Raw genomic sequence first — 23,613 nt, forward strand, 5'->3', positions numbered from 1 at the left:
CCCCCAACTACTAATCTTAGATAAATAACCTTCACTTTCCTGTCTTGTTTTTCTTAACGAAGAAACAAATCTGGAAATTTCTTTTCCATCTTTAAAGCTGACAAAACTAGGAATACCCATGATTTCCAGTTCTTGAGCAAGATCCATCATTTCATCACGATCGATTTCGTAAAAATTAAAGTCTTCAAACTCTTTTTCTACTTCCGGCATAAAAGGTTTGATGAACATACAATCTCCACACCATTTCGTAGTGAACAACATAACACTAACGGCAGAAGACTGGATTGCTTGATCAAATTCTTCTCTTGTATGAATCGTCATCATTTTGCACCATCTCCTCTTTTAAATACACAACGATAAATCGGTTGACCCAAACGGATAAATTTTTCTTCATACTCTGTAACAGCATCTTCGGGATGCGGATCCCGTCGATAATCAACATAGAATTCAGATAAAATAAATCCGGCATTCAAGAATTCGATGACAGAAAACTCAAAAAGCGGTCCATTATCTGTTTTCATTTGAATTTCGCCATTTTTGCTTAAAAGCGATTGATAAACTTCTAAAAATCCTGCACTGCTCAATCGGCGTTTGGCATAACGCTTTTTGGGCCACGGATCACTAAAATTCAAATGCAGAACATCAATTTCCTGTTCGGCGAACCAGAGATTAAGATCCGCTGCATCTCCATGAATCAGAATCAAATTTTCACATTCTGATTCATCAAATTTTTTGGCAGCGATTCCGGCAGCGCTTTCATTTTTTTCTACCGCAATGAATAAATCATCCGGATAAAGTTTGGCCATCTCTAAAGAGTAATTCCCTTTTCCGCATCCCAGCTCAACATGAAGTTTTGTATTCCCCGAACGCCAAGCCCCTCGATTTTCTTCAGGATGAGCTGCTTTTTTTTGACTTTGTTCCAAATACTCAACAGCCCATTTTACTTTTCTCATTCGCATACTAGCTACACAGCGAGACAATGGCCTCGGCATAGATGGCAATCGAAAGAATCAAGCTATCCAATTTGATCCCTTCATCTCTTTGATGGCAGCTTCCTACAAATTGATCCGTCGTCTTTTCATCATTAGGAAATTCTGGCCCAAAAGAGACAAAGTTTTCAAATTTACGCGCATATGTACCTCCGCCTAACGTATAAGCACAAGAGAAAGTGTCATTTGTGTATTTTTGATATACACGCATCAATTCTTTCACAAGCGTAGACTGAGGATCCACAAACAATGGAACGGAATCACTTTCCATTTCCGGAACAATGTGACTGTCTAATGCAGCACAATGTGTATCAAATTGTTCCATAATCTCTTTTGCGTTCATATCATTTGGATAACGAATATCGATCAAGATCTTCGTTTCATTGTTTTCAATATCAACAATTCCGGTATTCATTGTAAGGAAACCCATATATAACCCTTGTTTATAAATGCCTAACGGTTTTCCTTGCCAATCCTTTAGAATCTTGTACAAATCTTGAGCTAAACGATCATTATAAGAAGTTCCCACAAAGTTTAACAGATGTAAAGCAGCATTTTCACCTAACCACGGAGTAGCAGCATGCGCAAAAACACCATCAATATGGAACGTTGTATCCTGGATAGAACCAGTCACTCCGTGTGATTTACAATAATAAGCAAACTCTTCTTTCTGTTGATCCGAGATTGCATCCATCGTACAGTCCGCTTTTCCAATCACGATGTTTGGCCGACTGCCGGCATGTAAGGATCGAATTGCCGTTTGATCCGATGATTTCAAAACGACGTGGAGTCCCCCTTTTTCCCCGTAAATGACAGGAAAATCAGCATCCGGAACAAATCCAATATTAGGAATTTCTGCATGTTTCTTATAGTAGTCCATGCATTCCATTCCACTCTCTTCATCACAGCCTGTGATTAACATCACTCTTCGTTTTAAAGGAATGTTTTGTTCTTTGATGATTTTCAAAGCGTAATATGCCGCAAGTGCCGGTCCTTTATCATCCACAACTCCACGGCCAAATACATAACCATCATTGACGGTAACAGCTAACGGATCTTTGGTCCAGTCTTCTCCCACAGGAACGATATCCAAATGGCCCAAGATTCCTAATGTTTCTTCTTGTTCACCATACTCGATGACTCCTGCATATCCATCCACATCTTTTGTACGAAAACCATCTCTTTCTCCGATAGCAAGCATAGTATCCAGTGCTTTACGACAGTTTTGCCCAAAAGGTGCGTTATCCGTCTTAGTAGAAAGATCTCGAGTCGATTCAATTGATACCAGTGATTCAAGATCTTTTAAGTATTCATTTGTCTTTTCTTTTGCAAGATTAATAAAGTCCATTTCGTCAACCCCTTCTCCGGTATTTTATCATATTTGACTAGCACAAGAAATATAAGAGTTCAAAAAAAGGAGATCAAAATGACCTCCTTATCCATTTTATTCTTCTTCCTTTTTTGGCTTTGGCAACAACGCTTTGGCGCTGACATTAATTCTGCCTTTGTTATCGATCTCGGTTACCTTAACATCGATAGTATCGCCAAGTTTCAAGACATCTTCAACCTTTTCTACACGGTGATGAGATATCTTTGAGATGTGTAATAAACCATCTGTATTGCCAAACAAGTTGACAAATGCGCCAAACTTTTCAATACGTACAACTTTAGCGGTGTAAACATCACCCACTTTAGCTTCACGAACGATTTCAGAAATCATTTCTTTTGCTTTGTTGATGACATCATAATCGTGATGATAAATCACAACTTTTCCATCATCATCAATGTCGATCTTCACGTTATCGCATTGAGCAATGATCTCATTGATCATCTTTCCGCCAGGACCAATCACATCTTTGATCTTGTCCGGATCAATTTCCATCATAGCGATTTTTGGAGCATATGGGCTTAATTCTTTACGAGGTTCAGGAATGCATGCCAGCATGTTCTCTAAGATCTCGAAACGAGCTTTATGAGCTTGTGCCAAGGCTTCTTCAAAGATCTCTTTTGTAATGCCGGTCACTTTGATATCCATTTGTAAAGCCGTGATTCCATTTTTTGTTCCTGCGACTTTGAAATCCATGTCCCCGAAATGGTCTTCCATACCTTGAATATCCGTTAACACAGTATATTTTCCAGAATCATCATCCATGATCAATCCCATCGCAATACCAGCAACAGGCGCTTTGATCGGCACACCCGCTGCCATCAAAGACATCGTTCCGGCACAGATGCTTGCCTGAGAACTAGAACCATTGCTTTCCATTACATCCGCAACAGTACGGATCGTGTATGGGAATTCTTCTAAAGAAGGAAGAACTTGTAATAAAGCTCTTTCCCCTAAAGCGCCATGTCCAATTTCACGGCGTCCCGGACTTCCCATTCGACCAGTTTCCCCTACACAATAAGGAGGGAAGTTATAATGATGCATAAATCGTTTTGTTTCCACTTCCGTTAAATCATCAATGATCTGATTTTCATTGATAGCACCTAACGTAGTCGTTGAAAGGACTTGTGTCTCTCCTCGCGTAAACAGTGCAGAACCATGAACGCGCGGCAAAAGATCCACTTGTGAATTCAACGGACGAATTTCGTCAATAGCTCGACCATCTGGACGTACTTTATCTTCAATGATCAAACGGCGTACTTCATCCGCTTCAATCGAACGACAAATCTCTTTGGTTTCTTTAACTGCTTTATTTTTATCCGCTTCAGACGCATATTCTTTCGCTTCGATCATCTGAACGGCTTCTTCTGTCAATTCATCGATCTTTCCGTATCTTTCCAACTTTTCTTTAATGGATACCGCTTCACGGATCTTAGTTTCAAAGGCATTACGAACTTCTTGATCCAATTCTTCATCCACTTTATACAAAGGAACTTCGCGTTTTGCCTTTCCGCAAGCAGCGACGATTTCTTCTTGGAAAGCACATAATTTTTTGATTTGTTCATGCCCGAACATCAACGCAGCCAACATATCTTCTTCGCTGACTTCTTTGGCACCGGCTTCCACCATGTTCAATGCTTGTTTTGTACCAGCTACTGTCAAATCAATATCACTCAATGCCGCTTGTTCAACACTTGGATTACAAATAAGTTCCCCATTAACACGGCCCACTTTAACGCCTGCAATCGGTCCGTTGAATGGGATGTCACTGATACATAACGCTAAACTAGCACCAAACATAGCCGACATTTCAGCCGAACAATCCTGATCGACACTTAAAACCGTGTTCACAACCTGGACTTCATTCCGGAAGCCTTCTGCGAACAAAGGACGGATTGGACGGTCGATCATACGAGCTGTCAATGTCGCATGCTCGCTAGGACGTCCTTCACGACGCAAGAACCCGCCCGGGATCTTACCCACGGAATACAATTTTTCTTCAAAACTTACTGTTAATGGAAAGAAATCAATTCCTTCCTTAGGCTGGTTTGCTGCACAAGCTGTGGATAATGTCACCGTATCTCCATAACGAACGATCACGGCCCCATCTGCCTGTTTCGCGATTTCGCCAGTCTCTACTGTGATCCCCCGACCACAGAAATCTAAATGAAACTCTTGTTTCGCCATACTTTACCTCTCTTTTTTTACCTTTGTAAGTGTACCATAAGAAATACACAAAAAAAAGTAATCTTTCGATTACTTTCTCAGACCTAATTTAGAAATCAAAGTCTTATAACGTTCCAAATCTTTGTTCTTAAGGTAAGCCAACATGTTTTTACGGCGTCCAACCATTTTCATCAAACCTCTTTGAGAATGATAATCATGTTTGTGTTCCTTAAAATGCTCTGTTAAACGGTTGATTTGGGCAGTTAATACCGCGATCTGTACTTCTGGAGAACCTGTATCTCCTTCATGGATCGCATACTCTTTCATGATTGCTTGCTTTTCAGCTTTCAATAACATAATTCTTCCTCCTCTATTGTGCACTAATGATCCAGGAGAAAGGTCGGAAGAATCCAAACTCTTAGATCAAAAGCTCATAAATAATATCAATTTTCATCTAAAAAATCAACTAAAATCGTATTTAGAATCTCCATCCCCTTTTCGGTAGGAGCCAGTCGTTTGTTTTCCCATCGCAGATAAGTTCCTAAATAGTGATTTAAAACTTTTTGATAGCGCTCAAAAAAGTTGATCCCGTAACGTTTTTCCCAGGCAGAAACATCCAATCCAAATTGGGTGCGCAACGACATCATGATCGCATCAAAAGCTCTTTCATCCTTAGTTTCAGATAAAAAGGAAGGCATCGGACCACGGATACAATAAGCGTTGATATCTTTCGTATTCTCATAAAGAATCCCCTTTTCTCTTCCTGTCGCTCCACAACCAATTCCATAAAAATCCTGGTCTGTCCAGTAAACGAGATTGTGCTTGGAATATCGATGATTTCTAGTAAAAGAACTAATTTCATAATGCTCGAAACCGTGTTCCTTGCATAGCTTCACGATTTCTTCAAACATATCTGCTTCTAAATCTTCATCGCAAGGAAGAATTCCTTGTTTTCCAAATATCGAGTTTTCTTCGATCTGCAGCGAATAGATCGATAGATGATCGACCCCAAGGGAAAAGAATATTTTCAGATCTTGTATAACATCATCAAGAGATTGGTCCGGCAGTCCATACATCAGATCAATGGATAAATTATCAAAGCCCAACTTCTGGCACAGATCAATAGCTTCCAACGCTTGTTTGGCATTATGGGGTCTACCTATTTTTTTTAAAAGCCGATCTTGAAAACTTTGAACTCCGATGCTCAAACGATTGACTCCCCATTCGTGAAACATTTGCAGTTGATCTTTTGTGATATATTCTGGATTACATTCCACGGTCCATTCATGATCCTCGGTTAATGATCCGGAAAAAGAAAGCGCTAAATCAGCAAACATTTCTTTGGATAAAAGATTCGGTGTACCTCCGCCAAAATATAACGTATCCAATTTTGAGATCGTCTTATTTTGAATCTCTTTTTTTATTTGATCCAGCCACTTCGTCTTTAGATCATCCGTCGCAAGCCTTTTACAAAATCCGCAATAGTAACAAATACTTCCACAAAACGGAATATGGACATAACACGATCTTGGCATTATTCATCATCCATCGAAAGAACTGCCATAAAAGCTTCCTGAGGAATTTCAACCGAACCAACTTTTTTCATTCGTTTCTTTCCTTCTTTCTGCTTTTCTAACAGCTTTTTCTTTCGCGAGATATCTCCGCCATAACATTTGGCCAAGACATTTTTTCGAAGGGCTTTAATATTGGTACGAGCGATGATCTTTCCTCCGATGGCCGCCTGAACCGGAATCTCAAACTGCTGTTTGGGGATTATCTTTTTAAGTTTGATGGTCATCGCATTCCCGCGATTATAGGCAAAATCTTTAAAGACGATCGTACTCAAAGCATCAATAACTTGTCCGTTCAGTAAAATATCCATTTTCACCAACGCACTCGGTTTATAGCGGCTGAAATGATAATCCAGACTTGCATATCCTTTTGTGTATGATTTCATCTTGTCAAAAAAGTCATAAATGATTTCGCTTAACGGAAGTTCATAGACCATATTCATTCGGAGATCATCGATCACCTGCATATCAATATATTCGCCGCGTTTGGCCTGACATAACTCCATCATAGCTCCTACATAATCTTTAGGAACCATGATCTCAGCACGTACATAAGGTTCTTCGATATGATCGATATTTTGAGCCGGCGGCAAAGCGCTCGGATTGTCAATGGCAATCATGGTCTTGTCTGTTTTATAGACATGATAGATAACAGAGGGCGAAGTTGCGATCAGATCCAAGTTGTATTCTCTTTCCAGTCTTTCTTCCACGACATCCATATGCAGCAAGCCTAAAAAGCCGCAACGAAAGCCAAAACCTAAAGCTTGCGATGTTTCCGGCTCAAAGGTTAAAGAAGCATCGTTCAGTTTTAGTTTAGAAAGCGCTTCTTTTAAATCCTCATATCGGGCATTGTCAACTGGGTAAAGCCCGCAGTACACCATGGGATTCATTTCGCGATATCCATGTAAAGGGGCATCACAAGGATCCCCGGCACATGTGATCGTGTCCCCCACACGAACATCTTCAATATTTTTGATGGCCGCACTGATCCAGCCGACTTCCCCCGTTTGAAGAGAATCTTTGACAATTTCTTTCGGTGTCCGGACACCAACATCGATGACTTCGTATTCTGCTCCAGTTGCCATGAAGCGGATTTTATCTTTTGGTTTGATCGAGCCGTTTTTCACACTGACAAAAGCAATAACCCCCCGATAAGAATCATAAAGGCTGTCAAAGACCAAAGCTTGCAACGGCGCTTGCGGATCTCCGGAAGGAGCCGGAAGTTTTTCAACGATCTGTTCAAGAACCTGATCGACATTCAATCCCGATTTGGCGCTGATCTCTACGGCATCGCTGCAATCCAATCCAATCAAATTTTCAATTTCCTCTTTGACAACGTCCGGCTGTGCACTTGGTAAATCTACTTTATTTAGAACAGGAAGGATCTCCAAATCATTCTCTAAAGCTAAATATACATTGGCGAGCGTCTGCGCCTGCACTCCTTGGGCAGCATCCACGACAAGAACCGCCCCGTCACAGGCTGCCAAAGAACGTGAAACTTCGTAGCTAAAATCCACATGCCCAGGTGTATCAATCAAATGAAAAATATAATCTTCTCCATTTTTAGCGTGGTAGATCAATTGTACGGCATTAAGTTTGATCGTGATCCCGCGCTCGCGTTCTAAATCCATAGAATCTAAGATTTGATCGCGCATTTCACGTTTTTCTACCGTATCAGTCAGCTCCAAGATTCGATCCGCCAACGTAGATTTACCGTGATCGATATGTGCGATTATCGAAAAATTACGTATATGTTTCTGATCCATATCATCACCTCTATTCACAAGTTGTGTTGATCAAAGAGCGACCTTGTCCGTTGGCAAAATCAGCTCCTGATACAACCGGTTTCCCTTCCATTTGGCAACGAATAATTTCAAGAACACCATGATGTAAGGAAAGACCATAACCATTTTTGTATTTCCCAATAAAACAGAAAGGTTTATCAATAGTTTCGACATGATAATGTGCTTCTAAAATTTTGAATTTTCGTTGATTCACAATCACATATCCTCCGGGTTCCAAGGAAAGAGCGCGAATTTGCGCAAAAATCTCAGAATCGGATCTTGACAAATCAATTTTTTCGTCTTCCTTTGAAATTTTCTGAGCATACGTGACCAAAGCTTCATCTTGTTCGGTATAACAAGCATCGTCTCTACAGATCTTATCAAAATCACGAATCAGTAGACGACTGGCGGCATCTGCCATTTTTTCGAACAGAGAAGTCGTAGTCTCTTCTTCATCCAGGATAATTTTTTCCGTAGAAAATACCGGTCCTGCATCCATTTTAGACACCATTTTCATCAAACTCATGCCCGATTCTTGGTCTTGATTCCAAACAGCCCTTTGAATCGGCGCTGCTCCTCGATATTTGGGCAAAAGAGATCCATGAAGATTGACACAGCCAAATCGCGGTGCCTTCAAAATTTCTTCAGGAACTAACTGTCCATAAGCACAAGTTATGATCAAATCCGATTTTAGTTGTAATATCGGATCAAAATCCTCTTTAATTCTCTGCGGTTGAAAAACGGGGATCTCATGCTCCAGGGCACACTCTTTCACAGGTGAATAAACGATCTGTTGTTTTCGGCCGACTTTGCGATCAGGCTGGGTCACAACAAGGTCAATTGAAATTCCCGCATGTAATATATTTTCCAGTAAAGTTTTGGCAATCATGGGTGTTCCCATGAAAACAGTACGAACATGTTTCATTCCCATTTCCTCCAGTCCTGAGCTATTATACCCTATTTTTTCGAACTTGTGTTGCATTGGAAAAGATATTTTGTTATAATTCAAAAGCAATTTAAGTCAGGAGGTGCAAGCCATGCCACAAATTAAATCGCAAAAGAAACGTGTTAAAACCAATAACAAAGCGCACAAATTAGTTGTATCCAAGAAAAGTGCACTGAAAACTTCGATCAAGAAAGTTTTAGCTGCCGTTGATGCCAACGATAAAGAAGCTGCGATCGCAGCTTATAACGAATGCTCTTCAAAATTGGATAAAGCTGTCGCTAAAGGAGTTCATCATAAGAACTATGCAAGCCGACAGAAATCACGTCTTGCTGCAGCTATTAATAATATGAAATAAAAAGTTTCCAGTTCGGAAACTTTTTTTATATCTGATTTAGAATAAAATTTTCGAATCCTTGATCTTTATCAATCTTTCCCATCTTCATATCTTGATCAAGATTTGCTAATAGATTCAATTTCTCCAGAAGTTCTTCACTTTGGAAAGAACGCGCCTTTTCCATATTTAACTTGACTCGATAAGGATGCGCTTTTAAATGACCGGCAATTTGATCTTGATCCATTCCCTCATCCATACATACTCGAACTTGAAACAAAAATCGAACTTGTGATGCCAAAAGGCCAAGAATTGCCAGCGGTTCCATATTTTGGTCACGAAAATTGCGATAAAACGCAAGAAATCGAATGGCGCTGCGCTGAAACAAAGCATCGACCATTTTGAATACGTCGTCGATCGGCTCTGGTTTGATCAATGCTCGTACATCCTCTAAATTAACATGATCGGCGTACGTTTTTAATTTATGGATCTCCGACTCAATTCGTAATGCATCCATTCCAATATGGGAACTAAACCATGAGATTGCTTGCGGTTCCATGACTAAATTCTCTTTTTTTAAGAATTCATGGATCAAAGTTCTTTGACTCTGCTGATCCAGTGTAATACAGGCATAGACCTCGCTTTTTTGAATCAGTTGTTTCACTAGCTTTTTTCGCTGATCCAGTTTGGCCCCATGGTAAACCAAGACAAGAATTGTTGAGGGATCATCCGCCCTTTCTAAAAAAGGAACGATGTCATAAGAAGTTGAATTTTTGGAGGATAAAAAACTGCATTGTTCAACAATGATCATTTTTCTTTCATCAAATATCGAAAACGAATCCATTTCCATCAGGACCTCATTTTGAGGATCGTGCAAAGCATCATATTGAACAACCGTATCGATATGATGTTTCTTTTTTAACGCATTGATTTTTTGTTGGATACGACTCGTATCTTCACCATATATAAGACAAATCATTCTTTCCTCTTTTCTACTTTTGTATTATACCAAAGATATTTCTCCCTGTCTGAAAAATACATAGTCCGTGAAACGATTGGATCTGTATCATTCCCACTTCACTCGTTTTTAAATTAGAAATCCCCAAAATTTTCATCGTTTCCAAGACCTCTATATCAGGATGCCCGTAGCGATTCTCAAAACCAACGGATATCAAAGCAATTTTAGGTTCGATATGATCTAAAAAAGAGAATGAACTGCTGGTACGCGATCCATGATGACCCGCTTTTAAGATCGTACATTTCAAATTAGGATAAGATTGAATCAATTGTTCTTCGACATCCGCCGAAGCATCCCCCATCCATAAATAATCAACACCATCGTATGAAAAATAGTTAATGATGCTTTGATCATTTTCATCCTTTGCCTTACGATCGGCTAACAAAGAATAAAACGGATATTCAACAGGAATTTTTTCTTCATTCAAGCGGATGACTTTATCAATTTGAATATTCTTTTCCAGAGATTCCAATCCGCCACTATGGTCAAAATCCTCATGGGTAATGATGAGACAATCGAGGTGATCGATATGCTTCAATCTAAGATAAGGCAAAACAATATCTTCCATATTATCACGATATAAATTTTGACCACAATCAATCATTACAGCGCTTTGATGGAATGGTTCTGTAATTAACGTACAATCCCCTTGTCCAATATCAAAAACGGTGACGCGAAAACAAAGATCCGAATAAGGCAATGCGAAAGGGATACCCGCTAACAAAAAAGAATATAAGATCTTTTTCAACGGTTTCTTACTTCTATAGATTGCAACAAGAATAAAAATTGATATCAAAATATAGAGCAATCCGGCATCATATGTCCAACTCAATTTGGGGATCGAAGCAAGAAAAGGCTCCCAAATAGCAAACAAATCCAGATCAAAGCATAGTAGGATCCATGAAATCAAGAAAAACATCCCTGCCCCTTTTCTCAAAACACCAAAAAGAATCAAAATCATAAAATCTACTTCTTGGAAATATAAATATTGAAGGCCACATAAAACGCTCTTTTCCATCAAAAACCGACAATAAGAATCAGGACATAGATGATAGATCAAATTCATCAGATTCGGAAGTACAAAGGCAAAGGAAGTTGCTTTTTCCGGCATTAAGATAAAGAAGATGAAACAGCTAAAAATAAATTGAGCCTGCCAATCGGTAAATAAGATCTTCGAAAAGCGATGACAAGCCATGCGCAATATTGAAGTGGTAAAAACAAACAAAGTTCCCCATACAATCAACAGTAAAAAACTGATACCGTAAATCAAATGTCTATGATGAAGCCATCTTCGAAGGCGTTTTTCAAGAATCATGACCAAGCCCAGAATCGGCAACGATAAACGGCTCATCAATTCTGGCAATGAATCGTTATAAATTCCATAAAGCACCATTTTCCAATACGGATCTTTTGTTGAAAAATAATGATAAATTGTACCTTTCCATGTGCTTTGTCTTTGTACCAGCGATGTCGCGTCGGCATTTGCCTGATAATATATATTTTCTTCTTTTAGATAATCTTCAAAGGAAAATAAAGATATATTCTGTAAAGAATGTACTTTTTCAAATTCTGAAAGATGAATAATATCATAAAATTGAGCATCCGATAGGCCATAGACTACCACTTTGACAGATCGATCGTGTGCAAATACATAATTTTCTTTGATCTGATAAATTGTATAATCTCCCTCTTTAGGTGGTGATGGAGTTTGACCATCAAGAACCGCTAAAAACAGGCAGATCCCTGCCCATATTAAGAACCATACGAATTTTTTAGAATAACGATAGAGTACGGTCCCATACAGAAAGATCCATCCCATAACAAAGATCAAATCATCTACAAGCAAAGAAAACCAGCAGCCTAAGACGATCAAGAAACAAATTTTTTTCATAAAGAAATCTGTTCTTTCATTTTCTCAAAAGTTTTATCGCCAATTCCTTTGACATTTTTCAAGTCATCCAAAGAAGTAAATGGCTGTTCTTTTCGATACTCTATGATCCTCTGCGCTATGGAAGGTCCTACGCCCGGCAAGGTATCTAATTCCTCCAAACTCGCATTATTGATGGAAACAAGATCTTTTGTTTCTTGAATAGAAGGAATAACCAGTACCGTATCGGGGGATACTTGTTCCAGCAAGGAAATGGATTGCGTATCTGCTGTCTCAGTTAGTCCTCCTGCCTTCTCGATCGCATCCTGAGCAGTACCTTCCCATTTCAAAGTTACGACACCCGGATTGTTTACTTCTCCTTTTACTTCAACTTGCTTAGTAGAAGGTTTGATCAAATCCAAAGAGACAGGCTGATAGCGACCATAATACGCAAAACAAATCAAAGAGATCCCCATAATAAAAAGAAGAGCTCGCTTAAACATAAACATCACCCTTCTTAAATACGATATATTTTTCTATTTGATCATTAAAATTTTAACTTTGTAAGGTTCTTCGACACGTGTGACCGTTACGATCTCATCGACCTTATGATCCATAATAGCTTCCGCTAATGGTGTATTATTTGATAATTTTCCATTTAACGGATCGGCTTCAATCGAACCCACAATCGAAAATGTGTTCTCTGTATGATCCGAGAGATCTTCTAAAGTAACGATAGAACCTAGTTTCACAACCGCATTTTTGCTTTTCTTTCGTTTTCCATCGGATTCTTCAATGATCTCGGCATTTTTGATCATGGCTTCCAATTCACGAATACGGGCTTCCACCTGGGCTTGATGTTCACGAGCCGCATCATAATCCGCATTTTCAGAAAGGTCCCCTTGTGCACGAGCTTCCTGCAACTCAGCAATCACTTGCTGACGTACATTCTGCACTAAATCTTCATGCTCTTTGACCAGATCATTATATCCATCCTGTGTGACATAAAATTTATCGTTTTCCATATACTCACCTTCTTATTTTATTGCATTGTGATTATAGCATACACGTTGATTTTTTCAATGTTTAATTCAGGATCAGACCGAGTTCCTCACAAATCGCCATATGCTCTTCATAAGTTTTTGAATAGTGAACGGAGCCATCTCCATTGATGTCCGCTGCAAAGAAATAATAGTCAGAGTCTTCCGGTTCTAAAACCGCTACCAGCGCATCCTCTCCCGGATTTAAAATAGGTCCGATAGGAAGGCCCGGATTCAAATACGTATTATACGGTGATTCAACATCGGTTTCTGTCTCACAGTCTTGCGGATCATCGAATTCATCGTATAAGGCATAGCAGACCGTAACACTCGATTCCAGATTCATATGATCCGCCAATCGATTATAGAAAACTCCCGCAATCATCGGCATCTCTTTGGTCGATCCAGATTCAAACTGAACGATACTGGCAAGGGTTACCAGTTCATGCACCGAGTATTCACTCGATTCAAATTCACTTTGATGTTTATTGTAGATACGAGCAAATTGATCAAGGAAAGTTCGTGTGATCGTATCTATATCACTATCCAGATCTAAAAAATAAGTCTCTGGGAATAAGTAACCTTCTAAAGCAACGTTATATTCCGAATGATTTAAATCATCGATGTTCAAAAACGAATAATCGGCTGCCAATTCAGTTAAATAATCTAAATCGTTCCATTGCGCTAAAATCTCATCCTCTGAATACTGCGGAAACAGCTCAGATATCGACGCGGCGACTTCTTTTGCCCAAGTCCCTTCAGGAATCGTCAAAGACACAGATTCATGCAGGATCTTAGACTCATCCGCAATCGTCTCTAAAAGTTCTGAAGCACTCATTCCATCGTTTAACGCAAACAAACCGGCATAATACTGATCATGCGAGGTTAGTTTCGCATAGAGATCCACAACTTGAACGGAAGATATCAAGCCTTCCTCTTTTAAATTTGTTAAAACAGAATCAAAGGTTTCCCCTTCGTCAATCTCAAAATCAACCGATGTAGACCCGTCTCCTGTGGGTCCTAAGTTCTTCCAGGCAAAGAGTCCCAATCCTGCAATTCCTAAAATCAAGATTGCGATCATAAAAACGGCAATCTTTTTTCCTCGTGAGCGTTTTTTGATCCGCTTAGGCATTTTCTTCATCCTCTACAAATGTATTGATCACTTCTTCAACCATATTCCATTCATCTTCTGATTCAATCGGAAAAAGGTTTCCTTTGTCATCGTAACAAGATGCATAAACTTCTTCTGAATCATGATCCGCATCTTGGAATACCACATATTGTTTCTGATATTCATCACTGTCAAAAGTAAAAAGAATGGTCATCTTTTTTTCATTTCCGTTTTCATCTTGTACATAAAGGCAATTTGAATCTAACATAATTTTGGTTCCTTTCTTGGCAAAAAAAATAGGGATAATCAAAAACCCCCATTTTCCCGATCTAAAAATCCTTGTAAAATCTCAACTGCTGCGAGTTGATCAATTACTTTCTTGCGCTTCTTTCTCGAAACATCCCCTTCTAATAAGATTCGAGTCGCACTTACGGTCGTTAACCGTTCATCCCAAAGCGTAACATCATAACCTTCTTTTTTTAATTCTTCCGCAAACTGAATTGAAATCTGAGCACGTTCCCCAATATCACCATTCATATGTTTAGGAAGGCCCAGAACAACTTTCTTTACCTGATGCTCTTCCAATAATTCTAATACTTGATCAAAGCAGAGGTCATAATCATCATGCGGGAAACGAATCGTTTTTAAAGTTCGCGCAACCATCCCGGTGCCATCACTAATCGCTACCCCACACGTTACACTTCCAAGGTCTAAGCCAATAACACGAGCCATTATTTTTCCAAATAGGCACGGACAAGTTCTTCAATGATCTCGTACCGTTCAATACGCTGAATCAAATTTCTCGCATTTTTATGAGAAGAAATATACGCTGGATCATTGCTGATCAAATAACCGGCAATCTGGTTGACCGAATTATATCCTCTTTCTTCCAACGCTTCGCTTACTTCACGTAAAATGGATTTAATATTCTCACGGCGTATCTCTTCCGTGGTAAATGTCATAGTTTCTGTAATGTCTTTCATACTATCACACTCCTTGGCTATAGGTATTATACATGAAACGAAATAAAAAAGAAACACTTTACATCAAACTAAAAAAAGCGAGGATTTGAATAGAAATCCCCACTTTTCAATTAATTTAGACTGTTTTTAATAGTTTCCAGCGCCTCTTCCAGCTTAGAAACATCTTTTCCACCGGCTTGTGCCAAATCAGGTTTACCACCGCCATTGCCTTGGCAGATCTGAGATGCCGTTTTGACTAGATTGCCTGAATGGATCCCTTTAGCGATTGCATTTTTACCAGCACCGCAAACAAAAATCAGTTTATCCTCATTCACGCTGGCAAAGAAACAAATCAGATCCGGATCTTGACTCTTAAGATTGGATACGATTTCTTTCAAAGATTTTCCATCCATGTTAGAAACCTTGCGGATCAGTACTTTATAATCATTGACCTCTTTGGCATCCTGCAGCCATTCTTTCGATTTTAAGGCAAGAATTTGATTCTTTAAATTTTCGTTTTCTTTTTGTAAGGCTTTATTTTGTTCAAAGAAAGACTCCATTTTATGATCTAATTCTTTAATACTCTTTTGTTTGGCGCTTGCCGCAATATTTTCAAGCATCTTATGTTCGAAAACAAAGTCTTTATAGGCTTCCATTCTTGTCTTCGCGGTAATACGACGGACATCCGATCCAATGCTTTCTTCACTGATGATCTTGCATAAGCCGATCTGAGCCGTATTATCTACGTGGCAGCCACCGCAGAATTCTTTGGAAACCGATCCCATCGTAACAACACGTACGCGATCACCATACTTTTCATTAAATAAGGCCGTCGCTCCCGATTGACGGGCCTTTTCAATATCCATGACTTCTTTTTGGACAGGATAGGCTGCCTGAATATATTCATTGACCAAACGTTCTACTTCTTCCAGCTGACTCGGTGTTACTTTTTCGTAATGGTTAAAATCAAAGCGCAGATATTCGTCACAAACATAAGATCCTGCCTGTGAAATATGATCGCCAACTACCTGTTTTAAAGCACTTTGCAGCAAATGTGTACAAGAGTGATTCGCGGTAATGGCTTCACGACGTTGACGATCCACCGTTTGGGATAGAAGCATTCCGTCCTGAACAGTTCCATTTTCCAAAACGATATGAACCAAAGATTGGCCATTCGGAGCTTTTTGCACATCGACAACGCGCGCTTTAAAGCCTTCCGATTCTACCGCACCCGTATCTGCAACTTGTCCTCCGCTTTCTGCATAGAAACATGTTTGATCGAAGATGATATCGCCTTCATCGCTCAGAGAATCGACACGGTTTCCCTCTTTAAAGACACCAATCACTTTCCCCTCACAAGAAAGATGATCATAGCCGATATAAGCGCTTGGATCTGTAAAGTTCATCAGATCTTGATGTTGAGAAGAGAAAGATTCTTTTGCGTTTCGGGCATTTCTTGCTCTTTCTTTTTGTTTTTCCATCTGTTCATCGAATGCTTCACGTGAAACCGTCAATCCACTTTCTTCAGCGATTTCTTGGGTAAGTTCAAATGGGAATCCATAAGTATCATAAAGCCGGAAAACAACTTCTCCGGATAACGTGCCATCCGTTGCCTTGGCAATCTCATCATCCAGCAAGGCTTGTCCGTTCTTCAAAGTTTTCTTAAACGTATCCTCTTCAATGCGGATCAGTTTTTGGTTCAATTCAACATGTTCTTGTAAGTAAGGATAGAAATCTTTCATCGCATCCGCTACAACCGGTACTAAACGATATAAGAAAGAGTCTTCCAAACCAAGCTTTAAACCATAGCGGACAGCACGGCGCAATACACGACGCAAAACATAACCGCGGCCGCTGTTCGAAAAGTTTGCTCCGTCACTCAACGCAAAAGTAACGGTACGGATATGGTCGGCAATGACACGATATGCCATTTTATATTCTCCTTCATAAGGATGTTTGGCCATTTTTTCGGTCGCACGGATAATCGGCAAAAACAGATCTGTATCAAAGTTTGTTTCACCATCCTGGATCAAAGCGACCAAACGTTCCAATCCCATACCAGTATCGATATTTTTCTGTGGAAGTTCTTTATAATCTTTTCGATCGATCGAAGGATCGCAGTCAAACTGAGAGAAGACAATATTCCATACCTCGACATATCGATCGTTTTCTAATTCTTCAAAAAACAAGCGTTCTCCCAATCCATCGGGATCATACTTAGGACCTCTGTCAAAAAAGATCTCAGAATCCGGTCCTCCAGGACCTTTTCCAATCTCCCAAAAATTATCCATCGTTCTTAAAATATGCTTCGGATCTACTCCACATTTTTCCGTCCAAATGCGGTAAGCATCATCATCGTCGGTATACACGGAAATATAGAGACGATCTTTATCGATGCCCATCCATTCTTCGCTCGTTAAAAATTCCCAGGCGAAGGGAATGGCTTCCTCTTTAAAATAGTCTCCGATACTGAAGTTACCCAACATTTCAAAAAAGGTATGATGTCGAGCCGTTTTCCCAACATTTTCGATATCGTTGGTACGAATGCTTTTCTGTGCATTGGCAATTCGATTGCTTCTAGGTTTTTCACTTCCGTCAAAATATTTTTTCAAAGCAGCCACACCGGCATTGATCCACAGCAAAGTGGGATCGTTGTTTGGGATCAGACTTGCTCCTGGTTCAATCATATGTCCTTTACTTTTAAAGAAATCCAAAAACATTTGACGAACTTGATTCCCGGTTAATTCACGCATGTTCATTCCTCCTAGTAAAATAAAAAAAACGTTCCTGCTTCTAGGAACGTAAAATTACGCGGTACCATCCTAGTTCGTTTTCATTGAAAACGCACTTAATTGATCGTTAACGCTGAGCGCGGCCTAACTCCAAAGGAGCTTCAAAGATTCTCACTGCAAGGCTTGCACCTTCCGCCTTGTCTCTCAATGTCCCGATCTTCTTCTACTTATCTTTTTCAATGTTAGACGAATGAATGTTAACATCTTTTCAATATTTTTACAAGTAGTCTAAGACCTTCAATCAATTCATTTTGCCCCATATAAGCAAAAGATAGCGATAAAGTATGATCGACCAGAGGATCTAATGCGATTCCCTGTTGAAAACTGGCTTCCATCAATTGGTTTGGATCGATGTGCGGTAGATCAATGCAGTAACAAAAATAAACCTCTTTAAAAATCAAATTCGGAAAATGATCTTCTAGTATGGTTCGAGTAATTTGATCTTTTATGGCATACTCTTTTTTTAATTTCCGCAAGTGCTTCTCCATATGACCATCTTCCATATAACGAGCTAGCGCAAGCTGTTCAAACTTCGATGAAGTGGGTCCAAACTTGTCTTTATGATTCAGATATCTTTGCAGATACTCTGGATTCAAGACCATATAACTTAAACGCAATGAAGGCAAAAGCAAGCGCGAAAAAGATCCAAAATAAATAACGTTATCATATGGACTGGCACCTTGTAAGGAGTGTCTTGGCTTCGATCGATAATTCAATTCTCCATTATAATCATCTTCTAGGATCAAGAAATGGTTACGATGAGAAACATCAATCAGCGCATCTCGAGTCTTTCGATCAAGATACCTGAAATCCGATCCGAAACAAGAGCTGTTGATATAGAATATATCGATCGAGCTAGAATCCAAATCTTTGATCAAAGTTTCAGAATCAAATTGAACACACGAAAAGCCAAAGGAGCGTAAAACATAGAGAACCTGGCTGTCGACATGTTTTTCCATACCAAACGTATATGTTTTCGGACATAACGAACAAAATTGATACAGAAGAGTTTGAAAACTGGAACCCACTAAAATAGATTTCTCTGTTGTGAGCACCCCGCGATGGTGATAAGCATATTCACTTAAGGCCAAGCGCAATCTTTTTTCACCTTGTGCATCTCCATAAGTAGCCATGGCTTTTGAATCCTGGAACACTTCTTTCATATATCGTTTCCAGATTTTAAGATCAAAAGCTTCCAAACTGACAGAATTTAAACGGAAATCATACCGGATCCAAGAGTCTTCTTTCTGGTTTGTCGCCGTCTGCACTTGATGATGTTTAAGATGCTGCGGCAAAATATCGACTACATAGCCTTTCTGCGGCAAGCTCTTGATATACCCATCTAAGATAAGACGATCATAGGCATGTTCAATTGTCGTCTTCGACACCCCGAATAAAAGCGTCGATTGCCGAATGCTGGGCAAAGTCTCTCCTCGTTTCAGATGTCCTTCCAAAATATCTTGTTTCAATTTTTCACTGACGATTTCATACTTCTTCATAATCTGTCCTCTTAAAAAATATCATAATTGTATATTTTATTAAAGACACTTATTGTTTATTCTAATGACAAGGAACGAGGAATGTCTATGAATGAACAACAAAAACTTAAGCAGCTAGTTTTTTCCAGTCTGGGAATTGCGATTGTCTTTGTCGCAACCATCTTTATACGAATTCCCAATACGATCCATGGATACATCGATCTTGGGGACGGCTTTATTTTATTGTTTGCAAGTATCTTAAATCCGGTCTTTGCGTTTTTAGTCGGAGGATTAGGCAGTGGTCTGGCTGACATCGCCGGGGGCTATGGATTTTACTTTTTCTTCACACTTTTGATCAAAGGAATGGAAGGCTTTATGGTTTCATATCTCGTCAGCAAAAGTAAAAAGAACAAAACTCGATTCTTAGCCTATATCCTAGGATCAATCATCATGATCATTGGATATCTGATCGCTGATTCCTTCATCAATCAAAGTTTCTGGCTTGGACTGGTTGGTGTGTCCGGCAATCTGTTTCAAGCAGGCGCCGGATTATTGATTGCCTTGTTTGGTTTTCCCCTTCTGAAAAAGATTCCTTATTTAGATCAATAGAAACGATCCCTGCGTTTTTTTCAAAGTTTGATTAGGTTTTCAAAAAAGGTGTTGATTTCTAATTTTGAATTCGCTATAATAACAAAGCATCCCCGGGTGGTGAAATTGGTAGACGCAGTGGACTCAAAATCCACCGGTAGCGATACCGTGCCAGTTCGAGTCTGGCCTCGGGGACCATTGATTATTCCCACAGCATGGCTGTGGTTTTTTTATATCAGCGTGAATGAGAAAGGAACTAGGAATTCATTTTGGATTCGACTATAATGAAAATATGAAAAAAGTGCTTGTAGGACTCAGCGGCGGAGTCGATTCGGCAGTAGCCGCCTATTTATTAAAAGAACAAGGATATGATGTCACCTGTTGTTTTATGAGAAACTGGGATTCCTTTGCGAATAACGATATCGAAGGAAATCCAACGATCCAAGATGACATCTGTCCGCAAGAACAAGATTATCTCGATGCCAAAGCGGTAGCGGATCATTTGGGACTCGAATTACAAAGAGTGGATTTCATTCAAGAGTATTGGAATGACGTTTTTATGACCTTTTTAAATGAATATGAAAAAGGTAGAACTCCAAACCCTGATATTTTGTGCAACAAATATATTAAATTTGATGCCTTTTTTGAATATGCCATGAAAAATGGTTTTGATTATGTTGCGACCGGACATTATTGTTCCAATCAAGAAATTGACGGTTTTATGTATTTGACAAAAGCTGCCGATCAGAACAAGGATCAAACTTATTTCCTCTGTCAAATCAATGAAAGAGCGCTCAAAAAAACTCTTTTCCCGCTAGGAACACTCACAAAACCAGAAGTCAGAGAGATTGCGCAAAAACTTCATTTAGACAGTGTTTCATCTAAAAAGGATAGTACGGGGATCTGTTTTATTGGTGAGCGAAATTTTCGTCAATTCTTATCCAATTATCTTCCCAGTCAAGAGGGCGATATCGTCGATATTGATACCGGAAAAAAGATTGCCCGACATGTCGGAGTCCTTTATTATACAATCGGACAGCGAAAAGGCTTAAATATCGATCACGAAAAAGGACCTTGGTTTGTTTGCGGCAAAGATGTAAAAAAGAATATCTTGTTTGTTTGCCGCGTCGATCACAAGGAATGGCTTTATTCAAATTCTTGTTTGGTAAAAGGAATCAACTGGCTCGTACCAGATCCTGATCAAATCGCAACATCCTTAGGATGTAAATTTCGATATCGACAGCCCGATCAGCCTGTCCAGATCCAGTTGGTTTCAAAAGACAGCGTCTTAGTGACTTATCCTCAAAAAATCGCCTCTGTTACAGTAGGTCAAGAAGCGGTTTTCTATGACCATCAAATCTGTCTGGGGGGCGGTGTCATTGAAGAAGTTTACATCGATGACGAAGATTTAAACTCGAAGATCTTGAAAACCTATCAGGAGAAACAATTTGGAAACGATTAAGATCAAAGCATTATTAGAACACATCATTTTTCAAAACGAACAAACTCACTATGTGGTGGGTTCTTTTTCTGAGACCGAAACCTACCACTATTTTGTAGCTGCCGGGACTTTAATGGACCCTTTAGAAGATCAAGAATATGAACTTGCTGGACAATATACAAACCATCCAAAATACGGACTACAATTTCAAATTCAAAATGCGATCAAAATGCTTCCCAAATTTAAAGATTCAATCATTCGGTTTTTAAGCAGCGCTGATTTTCCGACCATAGGAACAAAAACCGCCCAGCTGATCTACGATACTTTGGGTGAAGATTGTCTGGATATCATCAAAGAAAGTCCGGAAAGGCTCGACGAAGTACCGGGATTAAACAAGAAGAAGAAACAAATCTTAAGAGATGGAATCCAAGCCTTTGATCAACATAGCGACTTTTTTTATCAATGCATGGAATACGGTCTTGACCAAAATAAGATCCTCTTATTGGAACAAAACTATGCAGATCCGCAAAAAGTCCTACAAGAGGATTGTTTCAGACCTTACTATGAGATCTATGGATTTGGTTACCGATCTGCTTTAAAATTGGCAAACGGTCTCCAGCTGCAGCCAACCGACCGTCGCCGATTTGATGCGTTTATTTACGAAACGTTACGTCAATTGACCATGGCTAGCGGAAACACTTTTATCCATTTTGTTACTTTGGCCAACCAATGTTCGGCTTATTCGACGCAAGTTCTAGAAGAAAGTTTGGAACGTTTGAAAAATATCTCTAATTTTGAACTTGTAGAAGATCGAATCTATGTATTTGGTCTATATCAGGAAGAAAAAGAAATTGCTCGTCTCTTAAAAGAACATCAATTCCCTGTAGAAACCATCCAGGAACAGGATTTGTCCCATGAGCTCGATCAAGTAGAATTTCGCTTTGGAATCACTTATGATACCCAGCAGAAAAATGCGATCGAAACATTTTTTAAGTCCAGCATCAGTCTTCTCAACGGCGGACCAGGAACCGGGAAAACGACAACCGTAAAAGCAATCTTGGAACTGATTCGAACCTTCTATGCGAATGCAAATATCCAGCTTTGTGCCCCGACTGGCCGTGCCAGCAAACGATTGAGCGACCTGTCCTATGGTGACAGTAAGACAATTCATTCTTTGCTGAAATGGAATAAAGAAGATAATACATTTGGAAAAAATGAAGACGAACTTCTCGATATCGATTTCTTGATCGTCGATGAGTTTAGTATGGTCGATACCCATCTGTTCTGCAGTTTATTAAAAGCTTTACCTTGTAAAACACGAATTTTACTGATTGGCGATGAGGACCAGCTGGAAAGCGTTGGCCCGGGAAAAGTATTTCAAGACTTGATTGAAACAAAGATCTTCCCGATCACACATCTGGAAAAAATCTTCCGCCAAAAGAATGGTTCCGGAATCGTCACACTCGCAAGAGAGATCCGTAAAGAAGAAGCGTGTCATTATCAGGATGGTGTGTCTTTCGTAGAAAAAGAAACCATAGATATTCTTCCTGAATTACAGAAGATCACGGCCGATCTCGATGTTGATCGTTTTCAAGTTCTCTCTTGTATGTATAAGGGTTCCATCGGGATCGATGCGATCAATCAAACTTTACAGGAACAGTTCAATCCCTTTGATTCCGAAAAACATGAGATCAAAGTAGGAACAACGATCTTTCGTGAAGAAGATAAAGTGATGTTGTTGAAAAACCTTCCGGAAGAAGATGTCTATAATGGCGATATAGGGAGCATCATCGAAATCAAATCAGGAAAAAATGAGAAGTGCATCTCCGTCGATTTCGGAAATCGAATTGTTGATTTTACCACCGACTTTTTGTATTACTTAAAACATGCGTATTGTATTAGCGTACATAAATCACAAGGAAGTGAATACGATACTGTCATCGTTGTGGTCGATCGTACAAATATCCATATGTTGAATAAACGCTTATTATATACCGCTATTTCTCGAGCAAAAAAATGTCTTTACATCCTCGGACAAAAATTTGTTTTCGAAAAACAGATCCGTTTAAAAGAAAGACGTATACGACAAACGACCTTGCAGGCACAGATCCTGGATATCCAAAAGACAAAGAACTCTTGATT

Annotated in this window: 22 protein-coding genes, 1 tRNA gene and 1 other annotated feature; of the genes, 5 read left to right on the forward strand and 18 right to left on the reverse strand. The window is 39.4% G+C overall.

Features of this window, described 5'->3' with window-relative positions:
- From Q0J48_RS00780 to fmt, 8 genes are all read right to left on the reverse strand, one after another.
- On the reverse strand, window positions 1-324 hold a 324-nt coding region (locus Q0J48_RS00780; protein ID WP_296240705.1), incomplete at its 3' end, for a thioredoxin family protein.
- On the reverse strand, window positions 321-959 hold the full coding sequence (gene trmB / locus Q0J48_RS00785; protein ID WP_296240707.1) for a tRNA (guanosine(46)-N7)-methyltransferase TrmB: 639 nt from the start codon (window positions 957-959) through the stop codon (window positions 321-323). The genes Q0J48_RS00780 and trmB, both read right to left, overlap by 4 nt.
- Before the next feature lies 1 nt (window position 960).
- Entirely contained in the window at window positions 961-2,337 is a 1,377-nt protein-coding gene (gene pepV, locus Q0J48_RS00790) for a dipeptidase PepV (protein WP_296240711.1), read from the reverse strand.
- A 96-nt stretch (window positions 2,338-2,433) separates the two neighbouring features.
- Window positions 2,434-4,563 (reverse strand): polyribonucleotide nucleotidyltransferase, encoded by a 2,130-nt coding sequence (pnp, locus tag Q0J48_RS00795; RefSeq protein ID WP_296240713.1) that lies wholly within the window; start codon window positions 4,561-4,563, stop codon window positions 2,434-2,436.
- Window positions 4,564-4,632: 69 nt separating this feature from the next.
- A complete protein-coding gene (gene rpsO / locus Q0J48_RS00800; protein WP_296240716.1) occupies window positions 4,633-4,899 on the reverse strand; it encodes a 30S ribosomal protein S15 in 267 nt (88 codons plus the stop codon).
- Between the two features lie 86 nt (window positions 4,900-4,985).
- Window positions 4,986-6,077, reverse strand: a complete 1,092-nt coding sequence (gene hemW / locus Q0J48_RS00805) for a radical SAM family heme chaperone HemW (protein WP_296240718.1) — start codon at window positions 6,075-6,077, stop codon at window positions 4,986-4,988.
- A complete protein-coding gene (gene lepA, locus Q0J48_RS00810) occupies window positions 6,077-7,879 on the reverse strand; it encodes a translation elongation factor 4 (protein ID WP_296240720.1) in 1,803 nt (600 codons plus the stop codon). The genes hemW and lepA overlap by 1 nt, the downstream gene beginning before the upstream one ends.
- 10 nt (window positions 7,880-7,889) lie before the next feature.
- The gene (gene fmt, locus Q0J48_RS00815) at window positions 7,890-8,822 is read right to left on the reverse strand and encodes a methionyl-tRNA formyltransferase (RefSeq protein WP_296240722.1); all 933 of its coding nucleotides are present in this window, start codon (window positions 8,820-8,822) and stop codon (window positions 7,890-7,892) included.
- Window positions 8,823-8,934: 112 nt separating this feature from the next.
- On the opposite strand from fmt, the gene rpsT reads away from it, so the two are divergent.
- The gene (gene rpsT / locus Q0J48_RS00820; protein ID WP_183374505.1) at window positions 8,935-9,198 is read left to right on the forward strand and encodes a 30S ribosomal protein S20; all 264 of its coding nucleotides are present in this window, start codon (window positions 8,935-8,937) and stop codon (window positions 9,196-9,198) included.
- A 25-nt stretch (window positions 9,199-9,223) separates the two neighbouring features.
- Here rpsT and holA read toward each other — a convergent pair whose 3' ends face one another.
- The 10 genes from holA to Q0J48_RS00870 form a co-directional block, all read right to left on the reverse strand.
- On the reverse strand, window positions 9,224-10,153 hold the full coding sequence (holA, locus tag Q0J48_RS00825) for a DNA polymerase III subunit delta (RefSeq protein ID WP_296240729.1): 930 nt from the start codon (window positions 10,151-10,153) through the stop codon (window positions 9,224-9,226).
- A 13-nt stretch (window positions 10,154-10,166) separates the two neighbouring features.
- Window positions 10,167-12,083 carry an MBL fold metallo-hydrolase gene (locus tag Q0J48_RS00830; RefSeq protein WP_296240733.1) on the reverse strand — a complete coding sequence of 639 codons (1,917 nt, stop codon included), beginning with the start codon at window positions 12,081-12,083 and terminating at the stop codon, window positions 10,167-10,169.
- Window positions 12,080-12,562 carry a DUF655 domain-containing protein gene (locus Q0J48_RS00835; RefSeq protein WP_296240736.1) on the reverse strand — a complete coding sequence of 161 codons (483 nt, stop codon included), beginning with the start codon at window positions 12,560-12,562 and terminating at the stop codon, window positions 12,080-12,082. Before Q0J48_RS00835 ends, Q0J48_RS00830 begins: the two co-directional genes overlap by 4 nt.
- Before the next feature lie 33 nt (window positions 12,563-12,595).
- Window positions 12,596-13,084, reverse strand: coding sequence for a transcription elongation factor GreA (gene greA / locus Q0J48_RS00840; protein WP_296240738.1), 489 nt, complete (start codon window positions 13,082-13,084; stop codon window positions 12,596-12,598).
- Between the two features lie 61 nt (window positions 13,085-13,145).
- Window positions 13,146-14,231, reverse strand: a complete 1,086-nt coding sequence (gene mltG / locus Q0J48_RS00845) for an endolytic transglycosylase MltG (protein ID WP_296240740.1) — start codon at window positions 14,229-14,231, stop codon at window positions 13,146-13,148.
- On the reverse strand, window positions 14,224-14,478 hold the full coding sequence (locus Q0J48_RS00850; RefSeq protein WP_296240741.1) for a DUF1292 domain-containing protein: 255 nt from the start codon (window positions 14,476-14,478) through the stop codon (window positions 14,224-14,226). The genes mltG and Q0J48_RS00850 overlap by 8 nt, the downstream gene beginning before the upstream one ends.
- A gap of 38 nt (window positions 14,479-14,516) precedes the next feature.
- Window positions 14,517-14,942, reverse strand: coding sequence for a Holliday junction resolvase RuvX (ruvX, locus tag Q0J48_RS00855; protein WP_296240743.1), 426 nt, complete (start codon window positions 14,940-14,942; stop codon window positions 14,517-14,519).
- Complete coding sequence (locus Q0J48_RS00860; protein ID WP_296240746.1) at window positions 14,942-15,193, reverse strand: IreB family regulatory phosphoprotein; 252 nt, start codon at window positions 15,191-15,193, stop codon at window positions 14,942-14,944. The genes ruvX and Q0J48_RS00860 overlap by 1 nt, the downstream gene beginning before the upstream one ends.
- A gap of 110 nt (window positions 15,194-15,303) precedes the next feature.
- On the reverse strand, window positions 15,304-17,925 hold the full coding sequence (alaS, locus tag Q0J48_RS00865) for an alanine--tRNA ligase (protein ID WP_296240749.1): 2,622 nt from the start codon (window positions 17,923-17,925) through the stop codon (window positions 15,304-15,306).
- 39 nt (window positions 17,926-17,964) lie between these two features.
- Window positions 17,965-18,153, reverse strand: a binding site (T-box leader).
- 8 nt (window positions 18,154-18,161) lie between these two features.
- Complete coding sequence (locus Q0J48_RS00870) at window positions 18,162-19,463, reverse strand: PLP-dependent aminotransferase family protein (protein WP_296240750.1); 1,302 nt, start codon at window positions 19,461-19,463, stop codon at window positions 18,162-18,164.
- Window positions 19,464-19,550: 87 nt separating this feature from the next.
- Here Q0J48_RS00870 and Q0J48_RS00875 point away from each other — a divergent pair, with 87 nt between their 5' ends.
- The 4 genes from Q0J48_RS00875 to Q0J48_RS00890 all read left to right on the forward strand — a co-directional run bounded on the left by Q0J48_RS00875 (window position 19,551) and on the right by Q0J48_RS00890 (window position 23,611).
- Window positions 19,551-20,051, forward strand: coding sequence for an ECF transporter S component (locus Q0J48_RS00875; protein ID WP_296240751.1), 501 nt, complete (start codon window positions 19,551-19,553; stop codon window positions 20,049-20,051).
- 90 nt (window positions 20,052-20,141) lie between these two features.
- A tRNA-Leu gene (locus tag Q0J48_RS00880) sits at window positions 20,142-20,228 on the forward strand.
- 94 nt (window positions 20,229-20,322) lie between these two features.
- Window positions 20,323-21,492, forward strand: a complete 1,170-nt coding sequence (mnmA, locus tag Q0J48_RS00885) for a tRNA 2-thiouridine(34) synthase MnmA (RefSeq protein WP_296240752.1) — start codon at window positions 20,323-20,325, stop codon at window positions 21,490-21,492.
- Complete coding sequence (locus Q0J48_RS00890; RefSeq protein ID WP_296240754.1) at window positions 21,479-23,611, forward strand: ATP-dependent RecD-like DNA helicase; 2,133 nt, start codon at window positions 21,479-21,481, stop codon at window positions 23,609-23,611. Before mnmA ends, Q0J48_RS00890 begins: the two co-directional genes overlap by 14 nt.
- Window positions 23,612-23,613: the final 2 nt, after the last annotated feature.

It is taken from the genome of uncultured Faecalicoccus sp. (assembly GCF_944325745.1).
Classification (GTDB): Bacteria; Bacillota_I; Bacilli_A; order Erysipelotrichales; family Erysipelotrichaceae; genus Faecalicoccus.

Excerpts from the sequence above, each read along its gene's own strand:
- Q0J48_RS00860 (WP_296240746.1), bottom strand. The coding sequence starts at position 15,193 with ATGAAAGACATTACAGAAACTATGACATTTACCACGGAAGAGATACGC.
- pnp (WP_296240713.1), bottom strand. The coding sequence starts at position 4,563 with ATGGCGAAACAAGAGTTTCATTTAGATTTCTGTGGTCGGGGGATCACA.
- alaS (WP_296240749.1), bottom strand. The coding sequence starts at position 17,925 with ATGCGTGAATTAACCGGGAATCAAGTTCGTCAAATGTTTTTGGATTTC.
- mnmA (WP_296240752.1), top strand. The coding sequence starts at position 20,323 with ATGAAAAAAGTGCTTGTAGGACTCAGCGGCGGAGTCGATTCGGCAGTA.
- hemW (WP_296240718.1), bottom strand. The coding sequence starts at position 6,077 with ATGCCAAGATCGTGTTATGTCCATATTCCGTTTTGTGGAAGTATTTGT.
- Q0J48_RS00870 (WP_296240750.1), bottom strand. The coding sequence starts at position 19,463 with ATGAAGAAGTATGAAATCGTCAGTGAAAAATTGAAACAAGATATTTTG.
- Q0J48_RS00850 (WP_296240741.1), bottom strand. The coding sequence starts at position 14,478 with ATGTTAGATTCAAATTGCCTTTATGTACAAGATGAAAACGGAAATGAA.
- Q0J48_RS00830 (WP_296240733.1), bottom strand. The coding sequence starts at position 12,083 with ATGAAAAAAATTTGTTTCTTGATCGTCTTAGGCTGCTGGTTTTCTTTG.
- mltG (WP_296240740.1), bottom strand. The coding sequence starts at position 14,231 with ATGCCTAAGCGGATCAAAAAACGCTCACGAGGAAAAAAGATTGCCGTT.
- rpsT (WP_183374505.1), top strand. The coding sequence starts at position 8,935 with ATGCCACAAATTAAATCGCAAAAGAAACGTGTTAAAACCAATAACAAA.
- Q0J48_RS00875 (WP_296240751.1), top strand. The coding sequence starts at position 19,551 with ATGAATGAACAACAAAAACTTAAGCAGCTAGTTTTTTCCAGTCTGGGA.
- Q0J48_RS00835 (WP_296240736.1), bottom strand. The coding sequence starts at position 12,562 with ATGTTTAAGCGAGCTCTTCTTTTTATTATGGGGATCTCTTTGATTTGT.
- greA (WP_296240738.1), bottom strand. The coding sequence starts at position 13,084 with ATGGAAAACGATAAATTTTATGTCACACAGGATGGATATAATGATCTG.
- lepA (WP_296240720.1), bottom strand. The coding sequence starts at position 7,879 with ATGGATCAGAAACATATACGTAATTTTTCGATAATCGCACATATCGAT.
- fmt (WP_296240722.1), bottom strand. The coding sequence starts at position 8,822 with ATGAAACATGTTCGTACTGTTTTCATGGGAACACCCATGATTGCCAAA.
- trmB (WP_296240707.1), bottom strand. The coding sequence starts at position 959 with ATGCGAATGAGAAAAGTAAAATGGGCTGTTGAGTATTTGGAACAAAGT.
- rpsO (WP_296240716.1), bottom strand. The coding sequence starts at position 4,899 with ATGTTATTGAAAGCTGAAAAGCAAGCAATCATGAAAGAGTATGCGATC.
- ruvX (WP_296240743.1), bottom strand. The coding sequence starts at position 14,942 with ATGGCTCGTGTTATTGGCTTAGACCTTGGAAGTGTAACGTGTGGGGTA.
- holA (WP_296240729.1), bottom strand. The coding sequence starts at position 10,153 with ATGATTTGTCTTATATATGGTGAAGATACGAGTCGTATCCAACAAAAA.
- pepV (WP_296240711.1), bottom strand. The coding sequence starts at position 2,337 with ATGGACTTTATTAATCTTGCAAAAGAAAAGACAAATGAATACTTAAAA.